We start from the raw sequence: 18,820 nt of genomic DNA, 5'->3' as shown, positions 1-18,820 counted from the left end.
GGTTGCGGCAGCTCAACCAGCGGGCGCGTGCAGCTCGGCAAGAGCCTTGTCGATGCGGCGGGCGCGTGTCGAGGCCTGCTTGGCCCCGTCGACGTCGAGCACGAGGCGGCGACGGCGGCCCGGCGGAAGGGAATCGTACGCCGTACGGGCGACGGGGTCGGCGTCGAGCGCCCGGGCGAGGTCGTCGGGCTCGACGACGACGCGCGGCTCGGTGTTGAGCGCCAGCTCGACCTCCACCTCGGCGCCGACCTCGAGGCCCGCGGCCTCCCGGTTCGCCCGGCTCAGCCCCAGCAGGTGCCGGCCCCGCATGATCGCGACCCGGCTGCGCCACGTGTGGCCGTTCACGGTGATCGTCACCGGCGGTCGGGCGCCGCCGCCGAGAGCCTCGACGACCTCCGGCGGCACCTCGAGGCCCTTCATCGTCTCGGCGGGCTCGACGGTCGCACGGAACCTCATGGCCACTCCTTCGCTGCCGTCCGCGCGGACGGCCGTCGTCCGGGTGAGGCGCGGGATCCCGGGGACGCACACCTCAGGCGCCGGCCGGGACGAGGCGGACGACCGGGTACTGGCGGTCGCTCTTGCTCTGGTGCTTGTCGATGGTCGGCGCGGCCGCGGCGATCGCCGGCCACACCCGGGCGCGCTCGGCGTCGTCGAGGACGTGCGCCGTCACCGGCGTGGTGCCGGTGCCGTGCAGCTCGACCGCGACCTGCTCCGGGTGCGCGACGAGGTTCGCGAACCAGCCGGGGTGGCGCGTGCCGCCCCCCGACGCGACCACGAGCCGGCCGCCCGCGCCGTCGTCGAACCAGGCCAGCGGGTTCTCCCGCGCCTCGCCCGTGCGGCGGCCGACGGTGTGCAGGACCAGCAGGTCCATGCCCATCATCTGCCCGCCCTTGCGGCGGATCTTCTTGGCGGTGCTCGCGTTGGCCTGCCGCTGGACCCACAGGGAGAACGGTCCGGGGGTGCCCTTCGGGCGCTTCGTCGTCTGCTGGGTCACGACGCTCACCCGACCTGGTCGATGCGGACCATGTTGCCCGCGGGGTCGCGGAACGCGCAGTCGCGCACGCCCCACGGCTGCTCGGTGGGCTCGGAGACCACCTCGGCGTCGGCGGCCTGGAGCTTGGCGAAGACGCCGTCGAGGTCCTTGGTGCCCAGGATGATCGACTGGTAGCTGCCCTTGGCCATGAGCTCGCGGATGGTGCGCTGCTCGTCCTCGGTGATGCCGGGGTCGGCGGCGGGCGGGTTGAGCACGAGGCGGGTCTCAGGCTGGGCCGGCGAGACGAACGTCAGCCAGCGCATCTCGCCCTGCCCGACGTCCTGGACCAGCTCGAAGCCGAGCAGGTCGCGGTAGAAGCCCAGGGAGGCCTCCGGGTCGGTGTGCGGAAGGAAGGTCGTGTGGATGGTGATGTCGATGTCGCTCATGGAATTCACGCTAGGTGGAGGTCCACGGCCGGCGCTTCTCGATTCCTGACCGGTCGGGTCGCCTGCTTCGTGACGCACGACGGCAGCTCCCCCGCCGCCGAGGACCGGGCCCGCCGCGCGTACTCGCTGGGCGCCATCCCCACCAGCTCCGTGAACCGCGTGCTGAACGTGCCGAGCGACGACGACCCCACCTCGAAGCACACCTCGGTGACGCTCAGGTCGCCCCGGCGCAGCAGCGTCATCGCCCGCTCGATGCGCCGCGTCATGAGGTAGCTGTACGGCGACTCCCCGAACGCGGCCTTGAACTGCCGGCTCAGGTGCCCCGCCGACATGTGCACGCCGCGGGCCAGGGCCTCCACGTCCAGCGGCTGCGCGAACTCCCGGTCCATCCGGTCGCGCACGCGCCGCAGCAGCGCGAGGTCACGCAGCCGGTCGGCGTCGGTGCTGGTCACGGTGCGATGCTTCCACGACCCACCCACGCCCGCCCGACGTCCGCCGCGGGCGTCAGCCCGCCACCCGGGCGTGCACGTGCATGTCGTGCCACCCGTCGAGGTGCCGCACGGACTGCCGCAGCACGCCCTCGGCCTCGAAGCCCGCCTTCTCGGCCACACGGCACGACGGCGCGTTGTCCGTGGAGTGCACCAGCTCGAGGCGGTGGAAGCCAGCGGCGAACGCCCACGCGGCGGCGACGTCGAGCGCGGCCGGCGCGACCCCCCGACCCCGCGCCGCCGGGGCCGTCCAGTACGCGACGACGCCCACGCCGTGCGGGTCGAACGTCTTGACGACCATGCGCCCGAGCACGACGACGTCGTCCGCGGCGTCCGCCACCGCCCAGCTCGACTCGCGCCCGTCCGCCCAGCCCGCGCGCCAGCCGGCGATCACCTCGCGCGCCTCGTCGTCCGACTCCAGGACGCGCACGTGCCACCGCTGGATCACCTCGTCGGCGTACACCTCGCGCACCGCCGGGGCGTCCTCCGGGCGCCAGGGGCGCAGGCGCGCGCCCGCAGCGGGCACGTCGAGCACCGGCTGCTCGGGGTCGGTGAAGGGCGCGAACGTCACGGGCAGCAGGGTGGGCACCCGGCGATCCTGGCAGCCCGCCGCCCCGCGTGCCAGCACCCTTCCCACAGGTCAGCCGTGATGCCCGGCCGTGGATCGGCGCGGGCCGTACCCGTCGCCCACCACGGGACCCGAGGCGTCGTGGCCGGCGTCGTGCCCGACGTCGCGCCGCGACAGCGCCTCCGACGGCCCCGGCCGCGCGTCGGACCCCGGCTCGACGACGAGGAGCTGGCCCATCATCCCCTCGTCCTCGTGCAGCAGCATGTGGCAGTGGTACATGTACGGCAGCACGTCGTCCGTGTAGTCCTCGAACCGCATCAGCAGCCGGTAGGTGCGGCGCGGCTCCAGGTAGACGGTGTCCTTCGGGCCGGCGAGCCCGGGCGGCGGGGCCTCCCCGTCGATCGTGAGGACCCGGAACTGCACGTCGTGCACGTGGAAGCTGTGCGGCATCGGGATGGTGTTGCGCACCTCCCACACCTCGGTGCTGCCGACGGTCGCGACCTCGTCGACGCGGCCGGCGTCCATGCGCTCGCCGTTGATCGTGCGCTCGTCGAGGTCGAACGTGCGGGTGACGGTCGCGTGCTCCTCGTGCAGCGCGTCCTCGGCCGCGTGCCGCGAGCGCCCCCACGACGGCTCCGGCGACGTCGCGAGCTCGTCCGCCGCGCGCAGCTCCAGCACGTCGAACGCGTCGTTGCCGCCCATCGCGAACGGCGCCGCGACGCCGCCCAGGTCCGCCTCGGACGAGTGCAGCCGCGTCGTCTCGCCCGGCTGCATCGCGACCACCACCTCGGCCCGCTCCCCCGGCGCGAGGCGCACGTGGTCCAGACGCACGGGCGCGTCCAGCAGCCCGCCGTCCGTGGCGACGAGGTCCATCCCCCGGTCGGCGAAGCCCAGGGCGTACGTGCGCGCCGTCGACCCGTTGAGCAGCCGCAGCCGCACCCGCTCGGTCGTGACGCGCTGGTACGCGCCGGCGACCCCGTTCGTCACGACCGTGCTGCCGAGCGTGCCCGGCTCGCCGCCGTCGTCCTTCAGGACGAGCCGTCCGTCGTCGCCGATCACCTTGTCCTGCACGACCACCGGGACGTCGTCGACGCCGTACTCCCGCGGCAGGTCGGCGGCGCGCGACGCGTCGTCGTCGAGCAGGAAGAGCCCCGCGAGGCCGCGGTAGACGTGCTTCTCGGTCTCGCCGTGCGGGTGCGGGTGGTACCAGAGCGTCGCGGCGGGCTGGTCGATCGTCCACGTCGGCCGCCACGTGGCGCCCGGCTCGACCGCCTGGTGCGGGCCGCCGTCCATCGCCGCGGGCAGGTGCATCCCGTGCCAGTGCACGCTGGTGGTCTCCGGGAGGTCGTTGGTCACCTCGACGGCGACCTGCTCGCCCCGCTCCGCCCGCAGCGTGGGTCCGAGGTACGGGCCGTCGTAGCCCCACGTCGGGGTCCGGGTGCCGGGCAGCAGCTCGGTCGTGCCCTCCTGCGCGGTGAGGCGGAAGGTGCGCACGCCGCCCACCACCTCGGACTCCGCGAGCGGCGGGATCGGCAGCGGGCGGGCGAACTCCGGCTCGTCCACCGACGTCACCGAACCGGGGATCGCGCCGCACCCGGCGGCCAGCAGGGGGACGACGGCGGCGAGCGCCGTGGCGCGCAGCACCGCGCGGCGCGTCGGTCGTCGTGCCGGTGTCGGTGTCGGTGTCGGGCGCATCGTCATCGGGCGCCGCCCCGGGACTTCTGGACGCCGAGCGCGACGACGCCGGCGAGCGCGCCCCAGCCGGCGTCCATCGCGAGCGCCGGGACCGCCGTCCACGCGGCCGCGCCCTCGCCACCCGGGCCCACGCCGCCGATCAGCGTCGAGACGAGCAGGATGACGACGCCGGACGCGAGGCCGGTCATCGTCAGGGTGAGCACCGGCCGGGGCACGCGGCCGAACCCGACGACGCCGATCCACACGACGGCGGTGAGGGCGACGATGCCGAGCGCGCGCGGCGCGCCCGTGCCGCCGATGCCGGTGAGCCCGGTGAGCGGCCAGAGGAGCGCCATCGACGCGAGCCCGGCGACGAGCGGCCAGGAGATGCCGGCGCGCGTCGGAGTGGTCGTCGAGGACGGCGCCCACGGCTGTGGACGGGGCTGGGGAGAAGGCTGGTTCGAGGTCATGCCTCGACCCTTCCCGCCAGGGCAGGGGCGACACATCGGCCCGCGAGCGTCTCCTGTTGTCGCCCCGGAGCGACAGCGACCCTGACCGACCCGGAGCATCCCTCCGCCTGTTCGGCACCCTCCGGGGGTGGCGCCTAGCCTGGCGGGCATGACCACGTCCGCGACGACGCCGCCGAGCCCGTGGGTGGCCGACGTCGTCCTGGCGCTCGCGTCGACGCTCGTCGTCGCGGTCGTCATCGCGGCCGACCCGTCGGGCCAGGGCGACGCCGGCGCGGCGGCCTACCTGTTCGCGGCGGGGTTCGGCGCGCTGGTGCTGCTGCGCCGCGTCGCCCCGCGCACGATGCTCGTGCTCACGTTCCTCGGCGTCTGCGCCTACTACGCCCTCGGCTTCGCGCCCATCGGCATGGTGCTGCCCGCCGTCGCCGCGCTGTTCGCGGCGGCGGAGCGGGGGCGCGCCGGGTGGGCGGCGGGCACCGGCGGCGTGCTCGTCGCGGTCGCCACCTGGTTCCGCGTCACCGGCGACGACGTCGACCCGAGCGCCGCGCTCACGGCCTACGACCTGGTCACCAACGTCGCGCTGACGGCGGCGGCGGTCGCGCTCGGCGTCGCCGTCCGGCTGGCGCGGGAGGCCCGCGAGCGCGCCGCCCTGGTCCGCGAGCTCACGGCCGAGCAGGCGGCGCACGCCGCGCAGGAGCGGCTGCAGGCCGAGCGGCTGCGGATCGCCCGCGACCTGCACGACACCGTCGGCCACCACCTGTCGGTCGTCGCGCTGCACGCCGGCGTCGCGGACGAGGCGGTCGGGCGGGACGACGACGCGGCGCGCGACGCGCTCGCCCGCGTCCGGGAGGCGGCGTCGGGCACCCTCGACGAGCTGCGGGCCACGGTGAAGGTGCTGCGCGAGCGCGCGCCCGACGCCGCGCCTCGCGGGGCCCTCGGCCTGGCGGGCCTCGACGGCCTCGTCGCGCCGCTGCGGGCGACCGGCGTCGACGTCGAGGTGGTCGACGCCGTCGCGCCCGGCGCGCTCAGCGACGCGATCGACGCCGCCGCCTACCGCATCGCCCAGGAGGCACTGACCAACGTGCTGCGGCACGCGGACGCCCGGCACGTGCGGGTCGAGGCGGACGTCGACGACGGGCGGCTGCGCCTCAGCGTGACCGACGACGGCCGCGGGTCGGCGGCCGGCGCCGGGCCGGGTACCGGGGTCGCGGGGATGCGCGAGCGCGCGGGCCTGCTGGGCGGCACGCTCACCGCGGGCGACGCGCCCGGCGGCGGGTTCGCCGTCGTCGCGGACCTCCCGGCGAGGCTGGAGCCATGATCCGGATCGTGCTGGTCGACGACCAGGAGCTGGTGCGCGCGGGGCTGCGCCCGCTGGCGGAGCTCGACGGCGACATCGCGGTCGTCGGCGAGGCGGCCGACGGCCGCTCCGGCCTGGCGCGGGTGCGCGAGCTGCGGCCCGACGTCGTGCTCATGGACGTGCGGATGCCCGGCATGGACGGCATCGAGGCGACGCGGGCGGTCGTCGCGGACCCGGCGCTGCGCGACGTCCGCGTCCTCGTGCTCACCACGTTCGACGAGGACGAGCACGTGGTCGAGGCCATCCGCGCGGGCGCGGCGGGCTACCTGCTCAAGGACGTCTCCCCCGGCGACCTGCGCGGCGCGATCCGCACCGTGGCCGCCGGCGACTCGCTGCTGTCCCCCGCCGTCACGGCCGCGGCGATGCGCGCCGTCGCCGACGCGCCGCGCCGGCTCGACGACGCCGCCGTCGCCGGTCTCACCGAGCGCGAGCGGGAGGTGCTCACCCTGGTGGGGCGCGGCCTCACCAACGACGAGATCGCCCGCGACCTGTACCTGAGCCCCGCCACCGCGCGCACGTACGTGAGCCGGCTGCTCACGCGGCTGGACGCGCGTGACCGCGCCGCGCTCGTCGTGCTCGCCTACGAGACGGGCTTGGTGCGCCCGGGCGCGTAGATCGCCTAAGTCGTACAGTCATGTTCAAGAACTGAGGCGGCCCGCCGACCGAGGAGCTGACCATGGCCACGACCTACACGTTCGACGTCTTCTCCAGCCTGGACGGTTTCGGTGCCGCACACGGCGACTGGACCGGCTACTGGGGCAAGCAGGGGCCCGAGCTGCTCGAGCACCGGCTCCACCTGTTCGACACCGAGCAGCGGATGGTCCTCGGGGCCACCACGTACCGGGCGTTCATGCAGATGCTCGCCGCGAGCACCGAGGACTCCGACGTGCACGACCCGTGGGTCTCCCGCATGGTCCGCACCCCCGCGACCGTCGTGTCGAGCACCCTGCGCGACCCCCTCGACTGGCCCGGCGGGGCGACCGTCGCCGCCGGCGACGCGGTCGACGTCGTCGGCCGGCTCAAGCAGGAGTCGCCCGTGCCGCTCCGGTCCCACGGCAGCCTCTCGCTGAACCGGGCGCTGATGGCCGCGGGCCTGGTCGACGAGCTGCGCGTGACGCTGTTCCCCGTGATCACCGGGCAGACCGGCGTCGACCCGCTGTTCCGCGGCGCCGCGGACTTCGACCTCGAGCTCGTGGAGACGCGCACGCTCGACGGCCGCACGCAGGAGCTCGTCTACGTGCCGACGCGGCACGGCTGACGACGGCTCAGACCAGGCCCAGCTCCCGCGCCCGCACGCCCGCCTGGAACCTCGAGGTGGCGCCGAGCGCGGCCAGCAGCTCGGCGACGCGGCGGCGGTAGGTGCGCACGCCCATCCCCATGGCGCGGGCGGCGGTCTCGTCCTTGACCCCCTGCCCGAGCAGGTCGAGCACCTGGGGGGCGATCGCGCGGATCTCGGCGATCCGGGCGTCGAAGACGTCGAGGTCGACGGCGGACCGCCACACGGCCTCGAACAGGGACGCGACCCCCTCCACCGCCTCGGGCTGCGTGACGATGCCGTAGCTGCGCCGCCCCGCCCGGACGTCGCCGGCGAGGATCGCGAGGCGCCGGTCGAAGAGGATGGTCTCGTTGACCTCGTCGGTCGTGATGCGGATCTGCGCACCGTGCAGCTCCCGCGCCCGCGCGAGCCCACGCGCCGCCACCGGGTCCAGGAGCACGCCCGGCCGGTACACCTTGCGGAGGCGGACGTCGTCGCGCCGGGCCGACGCCGCGTCCTCGACCGGCTGCGGCCCGTGGGTCACCACCCAGGTCCCGAGGTCGTTCGCGGCGCAAGAGATCTCCGTCGCGTGCGCGAAGAGGTGCGCGGTGCGGGCGAGCAGCTCCTCGTCCCCCTGGACGACCGTGACGGCCTCTCCGGTCTGCATGCCTCGATCCTGCACCCGGCGGCAGGGTGCTGCCAGGGTCGGCAACAACCTGCCACTCGCGTGACCCCCGCCCCGACCGCGCCGAGGCTGGACGACATGACGACCTCCCTCACCGCCCCCACCACCCCCGACGCCGCCGCTGCCGGCACCTGGCAGCTCGGCGACCGCACCGTGAACCGCCTCGGCTTCGGCGCCATGCGCCTGATCGGCACCCTCGGCTCCGCGACCGTCCGGCCGCGCGAGGACTCCGTCGCCGTGCTGCGCCGCGCCGTCGAGCTCGGGGTGAACCACATCGACACCGCCGCCTTCTACTTCTTCCCCACCCGCTCGGCGAACGAGCTCATCGGGGCCGCGCTGCAGCCCTACGCCGACGACCTGGTGATCACCACGAAGATCGGCGCGTCCCAGTCCCGCGACGGCGCCTTCGAGCCCTACGCCCGGCCCGACCAGCTGCGGGGCCAGGTCGAGGAGAACATCCGCCAGCTCGGCCTCGACCAGCTCGACGTCGTGAACCTGCGCTGGGGCACGGGCCTCACGACCGAGCCCGGCTCGGTGGCCGAGCACGTCGGCGCGCTCGCCGAGCTCCGCGACGCCGGCCTGGTCCGGAACATCGGCGTCTCCAACGTGCTGCCCGAACAGCTGACCGAGGCGCTGGAGATCGCCCCGATCGTGTGCGTGCAGAACCGGTACGGCCTGACGTACCGCGGCGACGACGCGCTCGTGGACCTGTGCGCCGAGCGCGGCGTCGCGTTCGTGCCCTTCTTCTCCGTCGCCGCGTCCATGGCCGGCGCCGTCCCCGGCGCCCGGGCCGCGGACGACGCCGGCGCCGCGCAAGTGGCCGACGTCGCGGCGCGGCACGGCGCGACGCCGGCCCAGGTGCGGCTGGCGTGGACGCTGCACCGCGGGCCGCACGTGCTCGCCATCCCGGGCACGGGCGACGTCGCGCACCTGGAGCAGAACGTCGCCGCCGCGGCGCTCCGGCTGACCGACGACGACCTCGCCGTCCTCGACGAGATCGCCCCGGCGACCGCCTGAGCCGCCGGGCCGGTCAGCCCTTGAGCCCGGTGTGCGCGAGCCCCTGGACGAACTGCTTCTGGGCCACGAGGAAGACCGCGAGCACGGGCAGCACGGTGAGCGTCGTCGCGGCGAGCTGGACGTTCCACATGGGCCCGCCGTAGGCGTCGACGTACTGCGTGAGAGCCTGCGGCAGCGTGAAGTGGTCCTTGGAGGACAGGTAGACGATGGGCTCCAGGTAGAGGTTCCACGACTTGAGGAACGTGAAGATCGCGACGGCCGCGAGCGCCGACCGGGACAGCGGCATCGCCACCCGCCAGAACAAGCCCCACCTGCCGAGCCCGTCCAGACGCCCCGCCTCCTCGAGCTCGTGCGGCAGGCCCAGGAAGAACTGCCGCATGATGAACGTGGCGAGCACGCTCGGCGCGCCGAGCACCGGGATCACGATCAGCGGCCAGTGCGTGTCGATCAGCCCGGCGGAGTTCACCAGCCGGAACAGGGGCACGATCGTGACCTCGGACGGCACGAGCAGCCCGACCAGCACGAGCAGAAACAGCGCGTTGGCCCCGGGGAACCGGATGCGCGCGAAGGCATACCCGGCCATCGCGGACACCAGCATCGTGCCGCCGGTGACCAACGCAGCGATGTACAGGGAGTTCCAGTACTGCTCGGCGAACGGCTGCAGGGCGAACACCCGCCCGTAGGCCTCGAAGGTCGGGTCCTGCGGCCAGAGCGTGGGCACCGACCGCAGGATCTCGCTCATCGGCTTGAGGCTCGACGTCGCCATCCACCAGGTGGGGAACACGAACGGCAGGCTGAGCACGAGCAGCACCGCGACGAGCACCCACCGGCTCCGGCGTCGCCGCCGCCGTCGGTCACGACGGGCGGGGGCGGCCGGGGCGCCCGAGCCGGTGGGGCCGGCCGCGCCGGAGCCGCCCGGCGACGGCGGCCCGGCGGCCGCGGGACGGTCCGTGAGCACGTCAGACTTCATGGAAGACCCACTTCTTGCGCGACTGCCACTGCAGCAGGGTGAGGACGAGGACGATGGCGAAGAGCAGGACGGCGATCGCGCTGGCGTACCCGAAGTCGTTGAACTGGAACGCCTGCTGGTACAGGTAGTAGACGAGCACCGTGGTCGAGCTGCCGGGACCGCCGCCGGTGAGGACGTCGATCTGCGCGAACACCTCGAGCGAGCCGACGATCGTGATGATCGAGACCAGCAGGATGGTCGGGCTGATGAGCGGCAGGGTGATCGAACGGAACCGGCGCCAGGCGCCGGCCCCGTCGAGGCGGGCCGCCTCCTGCAGCTCCTCCGGCACGCCCTGCAGGGCCGCGAGGAACAGGATCATGTTCAGGCCGACGTTCTTGAAGACCTGCACCACGATCACCGAGAGCATCGCCGTGGTCGGCTGCCGCAACCAGTTCGGCCCCTCGACCCCGAGCAGCGACAGGAATCCGTTGATCCCGCCGTCGGCCTGCAGCAGGAAGCTCCAGACGATGGTCCAGGCCACGAGCGAGACCACGACGGGCGAGAAGAAGAACGTACGGAACGTCGTGGTGCCGGGGAGCTTCCGGTCGAGCAGCACGGCCAGGAGCAGCGCCAGCGCGATGTTGAGCACGACCAGCCCGATCGAGAACCAGAGCGTCGCCCACAGCGCGTCGTGCAGGCCCGGGTCCTCGACGAGCCGCTGGTAGTTCGCCGCGCCGCTGAACTGGAAGGTGTTCGCCAGCACGTTCCACTCGTGCAGCGAGTACCACGCCACCATCCCGAGCGGCACGACGACGAACAGCAGGGCGCCGAGCACGACCGGGGAGACCATGGCGTACCCGACCCACCAGTCGCGGCGGGCGCGTGCCGAGGCGGTGGTGAGGGACACGTCAGTCCTCCAGCAGCGGCGCGATCGCGTCGCAGGTGTCGCCGAGCACGCCGGCGACGTCCGCGTCTGCCGTCCACATCGCGTCGAGCTCGGAGCGCACCGTCTCCTGCAGCTTCGCGAAGTTCTGGTGCGCCGGCTTCGTGACGGCGTCCTGGATGCCCTCGACGACGACGGCCTGGAGCTGGTCCTCGCTGAGCTGCGGGTTGGCGGCGGCGAGCGTCTCGGAGCTCAGCAGGGACTCGCGCGGCGGCGGGAAGTACGCGGCCAGCTCCTTCGCGTTGTCGGGGTTCGTGAAGTACGCGAGGAAGTCGGCGGCGACGTCCGGGTGCGCGCCGGCGGCGAAGACGCCGATGCCGGCCTGCCCGATGACGTTCTGCTTGCCCGACGGCCCCGCGGGCAGCGGGACGACGTCCCAGTCGAACGAGCCGTCGAGCGACGACGCGCGGCTGATCTGCGTGATCGTCATCGCGGCGTCGCCGGCGAAGAAGTCGGCGGTGGTCCCCGGCCCGGGCATGGCCTCGTCGTCGAAGATCGCGTCGTGGATCCACGTCATCGCGTCGACCATCTCGGGGTCGGTGAACGTGCACTGCGTGCCGTCCGCGCTCCACGGGGCGGCGCTCCACCCCGACCACACGGTGGCGAGGTTCTCCCAGAACTGGAAGTCGAAGTCGCGCACGACCAGCCCCTGCCTGCCCGAGTCGGCGGCGGTCTTCGCGGCGATGTCGCGCGCCTCGTCGAAGGTCCACGTCCCGTCGGCGACGAGGTCGGCCGGGTTCGGCTGGCCGGCGGCCTCGAGCTGGTCGGTGTTGACGAACATCGCGAACGGGCTGTTGGAGAACGGGTACGCGAACAGGCCGTCGCCCTCGCTCCACAGCTCGAGCGCGCTAGGCGTCAGGTCGTCGTACTCGTACCCCTCGGTGCCCTGGAGCACCGGGGCGACGTCGACGAGGGCCCCGCTGGAGACGAACTCCGGCGCGTTGCTCTCGAAGATCCACGCCAGGTCGGGCGCGTTCCCGCCGGCGAGCTGGGTGGTGAGCGCCGTCGTGTAGTCCTCGAACGGGATCGTCTCGAAGGAGACGCTCGACACGAGGTCCGGGTTCTCGGCGACGTAGGCGTCGGCGATCTCCTGGAACATCGCGAGCTGCTTCTCGTCGGCGGTCCAGACGGTCATGCGCAGGTCGACGGGCTCGTCGGGGGTCTCCGGGTCGCCGGCGACACCCTGCCCGTCGCCGCCGCAGGCGGTGAGGGCGAGCAGCGCCGTGACGGCGGCGGTCGCGGCGAGGGCCGCGCGGGGGCGGCGGGCGGTGCGGGGGTTCATCAGTGCTCCTTCGGACTGAGTGCTCAGGACGGGTTCGGGCCGACGGTCAGTACGGGTGGACCTGGTCCGCGGGCCAGCGGAGCTCGACGCCGGCCGAGACGAGCTCGGCCTGGTAGTCGGCGAGGAGGTCGGGCTTGGCCTGGACCTCGTGCGGTGCGCGCCCCGTCGCGAGGCAGTGGGCGGCGAGGTGGCCCGCCGCCTCGCCGATGTTCCACTCGACGGGGTGCAGCCGGTAGCAGCCGTTCGTGATGTGCGTGGTGCCGATGTTCTTGTTCGCGGCCAGCAGGTTGGTGACACGCTGCGGCAGCAGCGCGCCCAGCGGGATCTCGAACGGGGTGGACGGCACGTCGATGTACGTGTCGCCGCCGGTGGAGGGGTGCAGGTCGATCCGGTACATGCCCACGCCGACGGAGTCGTCGTAGCGGGTGGCGCCCGCGTCGCCGCGCACGGCGTACGACACGTCGTTCTCGGTGACGGTCGTGACGGCGCGGATCCGGCGCGACTCGCGGTGGTACACCGCCTGGGCGAGGCCGTCCGCGGAGCCCATGACGTCGGGCCGCAGCCGCAGCCCGGGGAAGCCGGTGCCGCCGTCGGCCCGCGGCGCCTCGGTCTGCATCCAGTAGAGCATCGAGAGGCTGAGCTGGCGGGCGTCGGCGACCCGCGCCTCCTCGACGTCGCGCGGGACGTCGAGGACGGGCGCGAGGAAGTAGTCGATGCTGGGCCAGTTCACCAGGCACAGGTCGCTCGCGTAGTGGCCGGGCGCGAACAGGTCGCGGGCGGCGATGCGGCGGAACGTCCACAGGTTGCCGTCGCCGGGGTTCTTCGACTGGTCGGCCGCGACCGCGCGGGCGTCGTCCCCCGGGTTGGGGGTGAACGTCCGGACGTCCATCGCGAGGGTGCGCGGGTTGGGCGCCTCCCACGACAGCATGCGACGCCCGTTCCAGGCGTCGGGCCGGTAGGAGCTCCAGAAGTCGTAGCGCTCGGGCCGGTCGATCGTGTGGTCGCCGTCGACGTGCTCGACGGCGAAGCAGACGCTCAGCGCCTGGACGTTGTCCGGCTGCGCCTCGTCCGGGGCGCTCGGCTCGCCGGTCTCCCGGCTCGACTCGAAGCCGGTCACGTACTCCGTGCCCGTCAGCGGCAGCAGCTCCCCCGTCTCGGTCGCGTCGACGACGAGCGCGGCCGAGACGGTGACGGGCCCGCCGCCCACGACGGACCCGAGCGTCACCGAGGTGACGCGGTCGCCGTCGGTGGTGGCCGACGTCGGGCGCACGCGCTCCAGCAGCGTCAGCCGGCCGGACGACCGCCAGGGCGCCAGCATCTCCTCGAGCACCCCGAGGGCCACCCGCGGCTCGTGGCACAGCTTCGACACCCAGCCCGCGCCGGGGTTGAGGGCGTCCCACGACCGGGCGGCGTCGGTCAGCGGGTACGACCGCCGGTACACGTCGCGGATGCCGTCGCGGAGGCGCCGGTAGCGCGCGGTGACGCCGAAGTCCTCGACCCAGGCGCTCTCGTCCGGCGGCACGCCCTGCGACGTGAGCTGGCCGCCGATCCACGGGTGCTCCTCGGTGAGGACCACGCGCGCGCCGCGGTCCGCCGCGGCGAGGGCGGCGGCGATGCCGCCGAGGCCGGCTCCGACGACGAGCACGTCGGTCTGGATGTCCTGGGGAGTCACGCGGTGCTTCCGTCCTGTCGTGGTGCGGTGGGTGGTGCTGGGGGTCGTGCGGGGGTCGTGCCGGGGCGCGCGTCAGGCGGGCGGCGGCGCGAGGGTCTCGCCGTCGATGTCCACGCAGTCGAGCAGCTGGCGCAGCTCGTCGTCGGGCACCTGCGCGCCCCCGCGGCGGCCGGCCCGGCCGGCGTCCGCCGCCACGAGGCGCGAGAGCAGGTGCAGGGCGCGGGCGCCCATCTCCTCGCGGGGGATGAAGAACCCCGACCACGGGCGGCCGCCCGGGCGTGGTCGGTGCGGCTGCCCGAGGAGCAGCACGGAGACGTCGTCGGGCACGCGCAGGCCACGGCGCTCGAGCTCGTCGGCGAGCTCCTCCGGTGAGTTCTCCGGCGCGACCACGATGGCGGTGAAGCGCTGGTCGGCGATCTCCGCCGCCGCGGCCGCGACGTCGTCCAGCTCCACGAACCGAGCCGTGAGGCCGTGCTGCTTCATGGTCAGGCGGTACCCCTCGACGCGGTCGAGCGTGGGCTGGTCGGTGCCCCGCGGCCCGACATAGCCGATCCGCGTGTGGCCCAGCGCCGCCAGGCGCTCCACCTGCCGGCTCGTCGCCGTCACGTAGTCGACGCCCACGTAGGGCAGGCGGCCACCGTCGCTGCCGCGCTTCCCGATGAACACGAACGGGTAGTTCGTGTCGAGCAGGTGCTGGAGCTCGCCTCGGTCCTCCTGCTGCCCCAGGAGCAGGCAGCCGTCGGCGACGCCGAGCCGCTGCCAGCCCTCCCGGGTCAGCCGCCGCCGGCCGTCCTCCACGCGGGCGCTGGTGAAGAGCAGGATGTCGACGCCGAGCTTCTCGGCGGCGTGCTCGATGCCGACGAGGAACGGGCCGTAGAAGTCGCGGCCGCCCTGGGGGAACGTCGCCTCGTAGGTGAAGACGCCGAGGATCTGCGTGAGCCCGCCCGCGAGGCGCTGCGCGGCGGGGTTCGCCGAGTACCCGGTGATGCGGATCGCGTCGAGCACCCGCTGCCGGGTCTCCTCGCTGATCCGCACCCCGCTCGGGTTGCTGTCGTTGAGGACGAACGACACGGTGGCCTGGCTGACGCCGGCCATGGCGGCGACGTCGGCCTGCGTGATGCGACGACGGGGCAACGCTCCTCCTCGAGCTCGGACGTCGGCGGTGATGTGCCAGGAGTCTTGGGCGTCGGCCGAACCGGGGTCAACCTGATGATGCGCATTATTAATGACGGTGCGATCACGGCCATGACCGCGCTGCGGCCCTGCATCCCGGGCGTCCCGGCGTCGCGGGGATCAGGTGCGGCGCATTATCAGGTGGCTTGCTCATGGGTTCGATAAGGCTCCTTGACCGGCGCCCGTCCTGCGCCGAAGGCTGCAGCGGTGCGGTCGCCGACGACGGCGCCGCCGTCACCGACATCCCCGCCACGAAGGAGTGCGCGTCATGTCCGCCAGAACCGTCAGAGGGGCCCGGCTGGTCGCCGGCCTCGCCCTCGCCGCCGCCATCGCTCTCGGCGCCGACGCAGGTCATGCCCTCCCGCACGACGACGGCACCGGTTCAGGCGTCGCCGAGGTGGTGGGCGCCCCGGACGAGCCGTTCACGTTTCCGGAGTTCGGCTACGTCGGGACCGCTCTCGACAAGAGCGACCTGACCTACAACCCGACGAACGAGTTCATCTTCCCCAGCGTCATCCGCGCGGCGGACTACTTCGCCGAGCCGCTGGGGACCTACTACATGTACTACGCCCCGCACGAGCGGCCCGGCGGCATCGCCCTGGCCTACTCCGACTCGATCGACGGGCCATGGACCGAGTACGACGGCAACCCCCTGATCAGCAACAGCTGGGCGCCGCACTACGAGGCGGTCAGCCACGTCTCGTCGCCGCACGCCCTGTGGGTGGAGGGCGAGCAGAAGTTGTTCCTGTACTTCCACGGCGAGAACACGATCACCCGATACGCCACCTCGGACGACGGGATCCATTTCGACTACGGCGGGACCGCCGTCCAGAGCGACGACACCACCGGCCGGGAGACCTCGTACGCGAAGGTCTTCGAGCAGTCGGTGCCCGGGCACGGGAACCGCTACCTGATGCTGTTCATGGACAACCCGGCGAACGCGCTGCCGGGCCAGGACGGGCCCGTCGCCCGACGGATCCGCTGGGCCGTGTCCGACGACGCGCGCAGCTGGGAGATCCAGCCGGAGCCCCTCGTGACGCCACGCGGCATCGAGGAGCCGAACGCCTCGGGGCCGTTCTTCCTGCGCTGGGAGGGCCGCAACCTCGTCGTCTTCCACGCGAGCGACGGCAACATGCACGCGGTGGATGTGGGGAAGAACTTCGACCAGGAGATCCACCTCGGCGTGGTCCACGACTCGATGGCCGACGCCCCCGACAGCGGGCGGTCGGCGGCCCCGACCTTCTACTTCGACGGCCGCACCGCCCACATGTACTACGAGGCCGGCGGGCGGTTGACCGCCACCATCGCCCATGCCGTCGCCACCCTGGACGAGCCCGTCCCGACGCGAGAGCTGGAATGCACCGTCGACCGGCCCGTGCTCTGGCCGCCGAACCGGAAGCTGGTGGACGTGACCGTCGAAGTCGACCTCCGGGACGGGGTCCTGGGGCCGCGGGCGTTCGAGCTCGTCGACGTCTCCGGGGGCGGCGACGGGGACGTGTCCGGGTTCGTGCCGGGAACGCCGTCGGTCTCCGGCAGTCTGCGTGCCGAGCGCGCGGGCGGCGGTGACCGCGTCTACACGCTGACGTACGCCGGTCACGACGAGCTCGGCCGCGCGGTGGGCTGCACCGTCGACGTCACCGTCCCGCACGACCGAGGCCACTGACCGACCCTGGAGAGCTCGCCATGCACCTGTGCACCTTCTGACGCATCAGAAGGTGCACAGGTGCATGGTTGGCGCTGGTATCGGTACAGGACCGCATGTACCGTCGCGCCCATGGAGACGGTGACCCTCACGCACACGGCGGCGCTGGCGCGGCTCGGGCACGCGCTGTCGGACGGCACCCGCGCGCGCATCCTGCTCGCGCTGCGCGACGCCCCCGCCTACCCGTCCGACCTGGCCGCCACGCTCGGCGTCTCCAAGCAGGTGATGAGCAACCAGCTCGCGTGCTTGCGCGGCTGCGGCCTGGTCGTGGGCCGCCAGGACGGGCGCCGCACCGAGTACCGGCTGTCCGACCCGCACCTCGCGCACGCGCTCGGCGACATGCTGCGGCTGGCGCTCGTCGTCGACCCGGACTGCTGCGGGCCGGACTGCACGTGCGCGACGCCGGGCACGCCCCACGGACGCGCCGGCTCCGAGGACGCCGCGTGAGCCACGACCACGACCACGCGCACGGCGCCGCCGACCACCGGGGCCGGCTCGCGATCGCGTTCGGCATCACCGCCACGATCCTGGTCGCCCAGGCCGTCGGGGCGCTGCTCACCGGCAGCCTCGCGCTGCTGGTCGACACCGCCCACATGCTCACCGACGCCGGGGGCCTCGCGCTCGCCCTGTTCGCCGCGCACCTGTCGCTGCGGCCGGCGTCGCCGCAGCGCACGTGGGGCTACCGGCGGGCGGAGGTGCTGGCCGCGCTGGCGCAGGCGGCCGTGCTGCTCGTGGTCGGCGTGTACGTGCTGGTGGAGGCGGTGCTGCGGCTCGCCGACCCGCCGGAGATCCCCTCCACGCAGCTCGTCGTCTTCGGCGTCATCGGGCTGGTCGGGAACCTTGCGTCGATGGCCGTCCTCGCGGGCCGCCGCGACGCGAACCTCAACCTGCGAGCCGCCTTCCTCGAGGTCGTCAACGACGCGCTGGGGTCGGTGGGCGTCATCGTCGCCGCGATCGTCATCGCCACCACCGGCTGGCAGCGGGCCGACGCCGTCGCCGCACTCCTCATCGGGGCGCTCATCCTGCCGCGCGCCGTGAAGCTCCTGCGAGCCGCGGGGTCGGTGCTGCTGGAGTCCACCCCGCCCGGGCTGGACCTCGACGAGGTGCGTGCCCACCTGCTGGAGGTGGACCACGTGCGCGACGTGCACGACGTGCACGCCTCCCTCATCGCCACCGGCCTGCCGATCCTGTCGGCGCACGTCGTCGTCGACTCGGGCTGCTTCACCGACGGGCACGCCGGCCGCATCCTCGACGAGCTGCAGGAGTGCGTGGCCACCCACTTCGACGTCGCGGTCGAGCACTCCACCTTCCAGGTCGAGCCGGACACCCACCCGGAGCACGAGCACCCCACGCACGCCTGAGTCCGCGGTCCGTGCCGTGCCCGGTCGGGCGTCGTGCTGGCGGCACCCACCGAGCGATGCTGTGCTGAGCACATGTCCGAGCGCACCGAGACCGACCCGACCGGCCATCCCGACGAGCCGCACGCCGGCGGCCTCGCCCAGCGGCTGAACTGGTTGCGGGCGGGCGTGCTGGGCGCCAACGACGGCATCGTCTCCGTGGCCGCCGTCGTCGTGGGCGTCGCCGGCGCGACGCCGGAGCGGGCGCCCGTGCTCACGGCCGGGCTCGCGGCCCTGGTGGGCGGCGCGATCTCGATGGCGCTCGGCGAGTACGTGTCGGTGTCCAGCCAGTCGGACAGCGAGAAGGCGCTCATCGCCAAGGAGCAGCACGAGCTCGCGACCATGCCGGACGAGGAGTTCGACGAGCTCGTCGGCCTCTACCGCCGGCAGGGCCTCAGCGAGGGCACGGCGCGGCAGGTCGCCACCGAGCTCACGCACCACGACGCCCTCGGCGCCCACCTGTCCGCCGAGCTCAACATCGACCCCGGCGACGTCGTCAGCCCGTGGCACGCCGCGTGGGCGTCGCTGCTCGCGTTCCTGTGCGGCGGCGTGCTCCCGATGCTGGCCGTGCTGCTCGTCCCCGAGCCGTGGAAGGTCGCCGGCACGTTCGTCGTCGTGCTCGCCGCCCTCGGCGCGGCCGGCTCGATCGCCGCCTGGATCGGCGGGTCGTCTCGCAGCCGGTCCGTCGCGCGCGTCGTCGTCGGCGGCGCGCTGGCCCTCGGCGTGACCTTCGCCCTCGGGTCGCTGCTCGGCACGACCGGCGTCGTCTGAC

21 protein-coding genes are annotated in these 18,820 nt (G+C 73.8%); 8 read left to right on the top strand and 13 right to left on the bottom strand.

Annotated elements, in window-relative coordinates:
* Positions 1 to 12 precede the first annotated feature (12 nt).
* The 7 genes from ACQP6G_RS04690 to ACQP6G_RS04660 all read right to left on the bottom strand — a co-directional run bounded on the left by ACQP6G_RS04690 (position 13) and on the right by ACQP6G_RS04660 (position 4,619).
* A complete protein-coding gene (locus ACQP6G_RS04690; protein WP_429763046.1) occupies positions 13 to 456 on the bottom strand; it encodes a YdeI/OmpD-associated family protein in 444 nt (147 codons plus the stop codon).
* 73 nt (positions 457 to 529) lie between these two features.
* Complete coding sequence (locus tag ACQP6G_RS04685) at positions 530 to 994, bottom strand: nitroreductase/quinone reductase family protein (protein WP_429763045.1); 465 nt, start codon at positions 992 to 994, stop codon at positions 530 to 532.
* Positions 995 to 999: 5 nt separating this feature from the next.
* Complete coding sequence (locus ACQP6G_RS04680; RefSeq protein WP_429763216.1) at positions 1,000 to 1,410, bottom strand: VOC family protein; 411 nt, start codon at positions 1,408 to 1,410, stop codon at positions 1,000 to 1,002.
* A 14-nt stretch (positions 1,411 to 1,424) separates the two neighbouring features.
* A complete protein-coding gene (locus ACQP6G_RS04675) occupies positions 1,425 to 1,871 on the bottom strand; it encodes a helix-turn-helix transcriptional regulator (RefSeq protein ID WP_429763044.1) in 447 nt (148 codons plus the stop codon).
* 52 nt (positions 1,872 to 1,923) lie between these two features.
* Positions 1,924 to 2,496, bottom strand: coding sequence for a GNAT family N-acetyltransferase (locus ACQP6G_RS04670; protein ID WP_429763043.1), 573 nt, complete (start codon positions 2,494 to 2,496; stop codon positions 1,924 to 1,926).
* 51 nt (positions 2,497 to 2,547) lie between these two features.
* Positions 2,548 to 4,119, bottom strand: a complete 1,572-nt coding sequence (locus ACQP6G_RS04665) for a multicopper oxidase family protein (protein WP_429763042.1) — start codon at positions 4,117 to 4,119, stop codon at positions 2,548 to 2,550.
* A gap of 53 nt (positions 4,120 to 4,172) precedes the next feature.
* Complete coding sequence (locus tag ACQP6G_RS04660) at positions 4,173 to 4,619, bottom strand: hypothetical protein (protein ID WP_429763041.1); 447 nt, start codon at positions 4,617 to 4,619, stop codon at positions 4,173 to 4,175.
* Between the two features lie 148 nt (positions 4,620 to 4,767).
* Here ACQP6G_RS04660 and ACQP6G_RS04655 point away from each other — a divergent pair, with 148 nt between their 5' ends.
* The 3 genes from ACQP6G_RS04655 to ACQP6G_RS04645 all read left to right on the top strand — a co-directional run bounded on the left by ACQP6G_RS04655 (position 4,768) and on the right by ACQP6G_RS04645 (position 7,231).
* Entirely contained in the window at positions 4,768 to 5,934 is a 1,167-nt protein-coding gene (locus ACQP6G_RS04655; RefSeq protein ID WP_429763040.1) for a sensor histidine kinase, read from the top strand.
* A complete protein-coding gene (locus ACQP6G_RS04650; protein ID WP_429763039.1) occupies positions 5,931 to 6,587 on the top strand; it encodes a response regulator in 657 nt (218 codons plus the stop codon). The genes ACQP6G_RS04655 and ACQP6G_RS04650 overlap by 4 nt, the downstream gene beginning before the upstream one ends.
* A gap of 62 nt (positions 6,588 to 6,649) precedes the next feature.
* Positions 6,650 to 7,231: a dihydrofolate reductase family protein gene (locus ACQP6G_RS04645; RefSeq protein ID WP_429763038.1), complete on the top strand. Its 582-nt coding sequence runs from the start codon at positions 6,650 to 6,652 to the stop codon at positions 7,229 to 7,231.
* A 7-nt stretch (positions 7,232 to 7,238) separates the two neighbouring features.
* On the opposite strand, the gene ACQP6G_RS04640 is transcribed toward ACQP6G_RS04645, so the two are convergent.
* Positions 7,239 to 7,895 (bottom strand): DNA-binding response regulator, encoded by a 657-nt coding sequence (locus tag ACQP6G_RS04640; protein ID WP_429763037.1) that lies wholly within the window; start codon positions 7,893 to 7,895, stop codon positions 7,239 to 7,241.
* A gap of 96 nt (positions 7,896 to 7,991) precedes the next feature.
* Between ACQP6G_RS04640 and ACQP6G_RS04635 the strand changes: the two genes are divergently transcribed.
* Positions 7,992 to 8,930 carry an oxidoreductase gene (locus tag ACQP6G_RS04635; RefSeq protein ID WP_429763036.1) on the top strand — a complete coding sequence of 313 codons (939 nt, stop codon included), beginning with the start codon at positions 7,992 to 7,994 and terminating at the stop codon, positions 8,928 to 8,930.
* A gap of 13 nt (positions 8,931 to 8,943) precedes the next feature.
* Here ACQP6G_RS04635 and ACQP6G_RS04630 read toward each other — a convergent pair whose 3' ends face one another.
* The 5 genes from ACQP6G_RS04630 to ACQP6G_RS04610 all read right to left on the bottom strand — a co-directional run bounded on the left by ACQP6G_RS04630 (position 8,944) and on the right by ACQP6G_RS04610 (position 14,910).
* Positions 8,944 to 9,900, bottom strand: a complete 957-nt coding sequence (locus tag ACQP6G_RS04630) for a carbohydrate ABC transporter permease (RefSeq protein WP_429763035.1) — start codon at positions 9,898 to 9,900, stop codon at positions 8,944 to 8,946.
* Positions 9,890 to 10,786 carry a carbohydrate ABC transporter permease gene (locus ACQP6G_RS04625; RefSeq protein ID WP_429763034.1) on the bottom strand — a complete coding sequence of 299 codons (897 nt, stop codon included), beginning with the start codon at positions 10,784 to 10,786 and terminating at the stop codon, positions 9,890 to 9,892. The genes ACQP6G_RS04630 and ACQP6G_RS04625 overlap by 11 nt, the downstream gene beginning before the upstream one ends.
* Before the next feature lies 1 nt (position 10,787).
* On the bottom strand, positions 10,788 to 12,104 hold the full coding sequence (locus ACQP6G_RS04620; RefSeq protein WP_429763033.1) for an ABC transporter substrate-binding protein: 1,317 nt from the start codon (positions 12,102 to 12,104) through the stop codon (positions 10,788 to 10,790).
* Positions 12,105 to 12,150: 46 nt separating this feature from the next.
* Complete coding sequence (locus tag ACQP6G_RS04615; RefSeq protein ID WP_429763032.1) at positions 12,151 to 13,776, bottom strand: FAD-dependent oxidoreductase; 1,626 nt, start codon at positions 13,774 to 13,776, stop codon at positions 12,151 to 12,153.
* A 72-nt stretch (positions 13,777 to 13,848) separates the two neighbouring features.
* Positions 13,849 to 14,910 carry a LacI family DNA-binding transcriptional regulator gene (locus ACQP6G_RS04610; RefSeq protein WP_429763031.1) on the bottom strand — a complete coding sequence of 354 codons (1,062 nt, stop codon included), beginning with the start codon at positions 14,908 to 14,910 and terminating at the stop codon, positions 13,849 to 13,851.
* 307 nt (positions 14,911 to 15,217) lie between these two features.
* Here ACQP6G_RS04610 and ACQP6G_RS04605 point away from each other — a divergent pair, with 307 nt between their 5' ends.
* The 4 genes from ACQP6G_RS04605 (at position 15,218) to ACQP6G_RS04590 (ending at position 18,819) form a co-directional block, all read left to right on the top strand.
* A complete protein-coding gene (locus ACQP6G_RS04605) occupies positions 15,218 to 16,612 on the top strand; it encodes a glycoside hydrolase family protein (RefSeq protein WP_429763030.1) in 1,395 nt (464 codons plus the stop codon).
* A gap of 111 nt (positions 16,613 to 16,723) precedes the next feature.
* On the top strand, positions 16,724 to 17,098 hold the full coding sequence (locus ACQP6G_RS04600; RefSeq protein ID WP_429763029.1) for an ArsR/SmtB family transcription factor: 375 nt from the start codon (positions 16,724 to 16,726) through the stop codon (positions 17,096 to 17,098).
* Positions 17,095 to 18,012, top strand: a complete 918-nt coding sequence (locus tag ACQP6G_RS04595) for a cation diffusion facilitator family transporter (RefSeq protein ID WP_429763028.1) — start codon at positions 17,095 to 17,097, stop codon at positions 18,010 to 18,012. Before ACQP6G_RS04600 ends, ACQP6G_RS04595 begins: the two co-directional genes overlap by 4 nt.
* A 72-nt stretch (positions 18,013 to 18,084) precedes the next feature.
* On the top strand, positions 18,085 to 18,819 hold the full coding sequence (locus tag ACQP6G_RS04590; RefSeq protein WP_429763027.1) for a VIT1/CCC1 transporter family protein: 735 nt from the start codon (positions 18,085 to 18,087) through the stop codon (positions 18,817 to 18,819).
* Position 18,820 lies beyond the last annotated feature (1 nt).

The sequence above is a fragment of the Isoptericola nanjingensis genome, assembly GCF_050311635.1.
Taxonomy (GTDB): domain Bacteria; phylum Actinomycetota; class Actinomycetes; order Actinomycetales; family Cellulomonadaceae; genus Isoptericola; species Isoptericola nanjingensis.
Note: the sequence above shows the minus strand (reverse complement) of the source record. Positions and strands in the feature narration are given on the sequence as shown.

Excerpts from the sequence above, each read along its gene's own strand:
- ACQP6G_RS04600 (WP_429763029.1), top strand. The coding sequence starts at position 16,724 with ATGGAGACGGTGACCCTCACGCACACGGCGGCGCTGGCGCGGCTCGGG.
- ACQP6G_RS04640 (WP_429763037.1), bottom strand. The coding sequence starts at position 7,895 with ATGCAGACCGGAGAGGCCGTCACGGTCGTCCAGGGGGACGAGGAGCTG.
- ACQP6G_RS04590 (WP_429763027.1), top strand. The coding sequence starts at position 18,085 with ATGTCCGAGCGCACCGAGACCGACCCGACCGGCCATCCCGACGAGCCG.
- ACQP6G_RS04660 (WP_429763041.1), bottom strand. The coding sequence starts at position 4,619 with ATGACCTCGAACCAGCCTTCTCCCCAGCCCCGTCCACAGCCGTGGGCG.
- ACQP6G_RS04650 (WP_429763039.1), top strand. The coding sequence starts at position 5,931 with ATGATCCGGATCGTGCTGGTCGACGACCAGGAGCTGGTGCGCGCGGGG.
- ACQP6G_RS04605 (WP_429763030.1), top strand. The coding sequence starts at position 15,218 with ATGTCCGCCAGAACCGTCAGAGGGGCCCGGCTGGTCGCCGGCCTCGCC.
- ACQP6G_RS04690 (WP_429763046.1), bottom strand. The coding sequence starts at position 456 with ATGAGGTTCCGTGCGACCGTCGAGCCCGCCGAGACGATGAAGGGCCTC.
- ACQP6G_RS04620 (WP_429763033.1), bottom strand. The coding sequence starts at position 12,104 with ATGAACCCCCGCACCGCCCGCCGCCCCCGCGCGGCCCTCGCCGCGACC.
- ACQP6G_RS04635 (WP_429763036.1), top strand. The coding sequence starts at position 7,992 with ATGACGACCTCCCTCACCGCCCCCACCACCCCCGACGCCGCCGCTGCC.
- ACQP6G_RS04630 (WP_429763035.1), bottom strand. The coding sequence starts at position 9,900 with ATGAAGTCTGACGTGCTCACGGACCGTCCCGCGGCCGCCGGGCCGCCG.
- ACQP6G_RS04655 (WP_429763040.1), top strand. The coding sequence starts at position 4,768 with ATGACCACGTCCGCGACGACGCCGCCGAGCCCGTGGGTGGCCGACGTC.
- ACQP6G_RS04645 (WP_429763038.1), top strand. The coding sequence starts at position 6,650 with ATGGCCACGACCTACACGTTCGACGTCTTCTCCAGCCTGGACGGTTTC.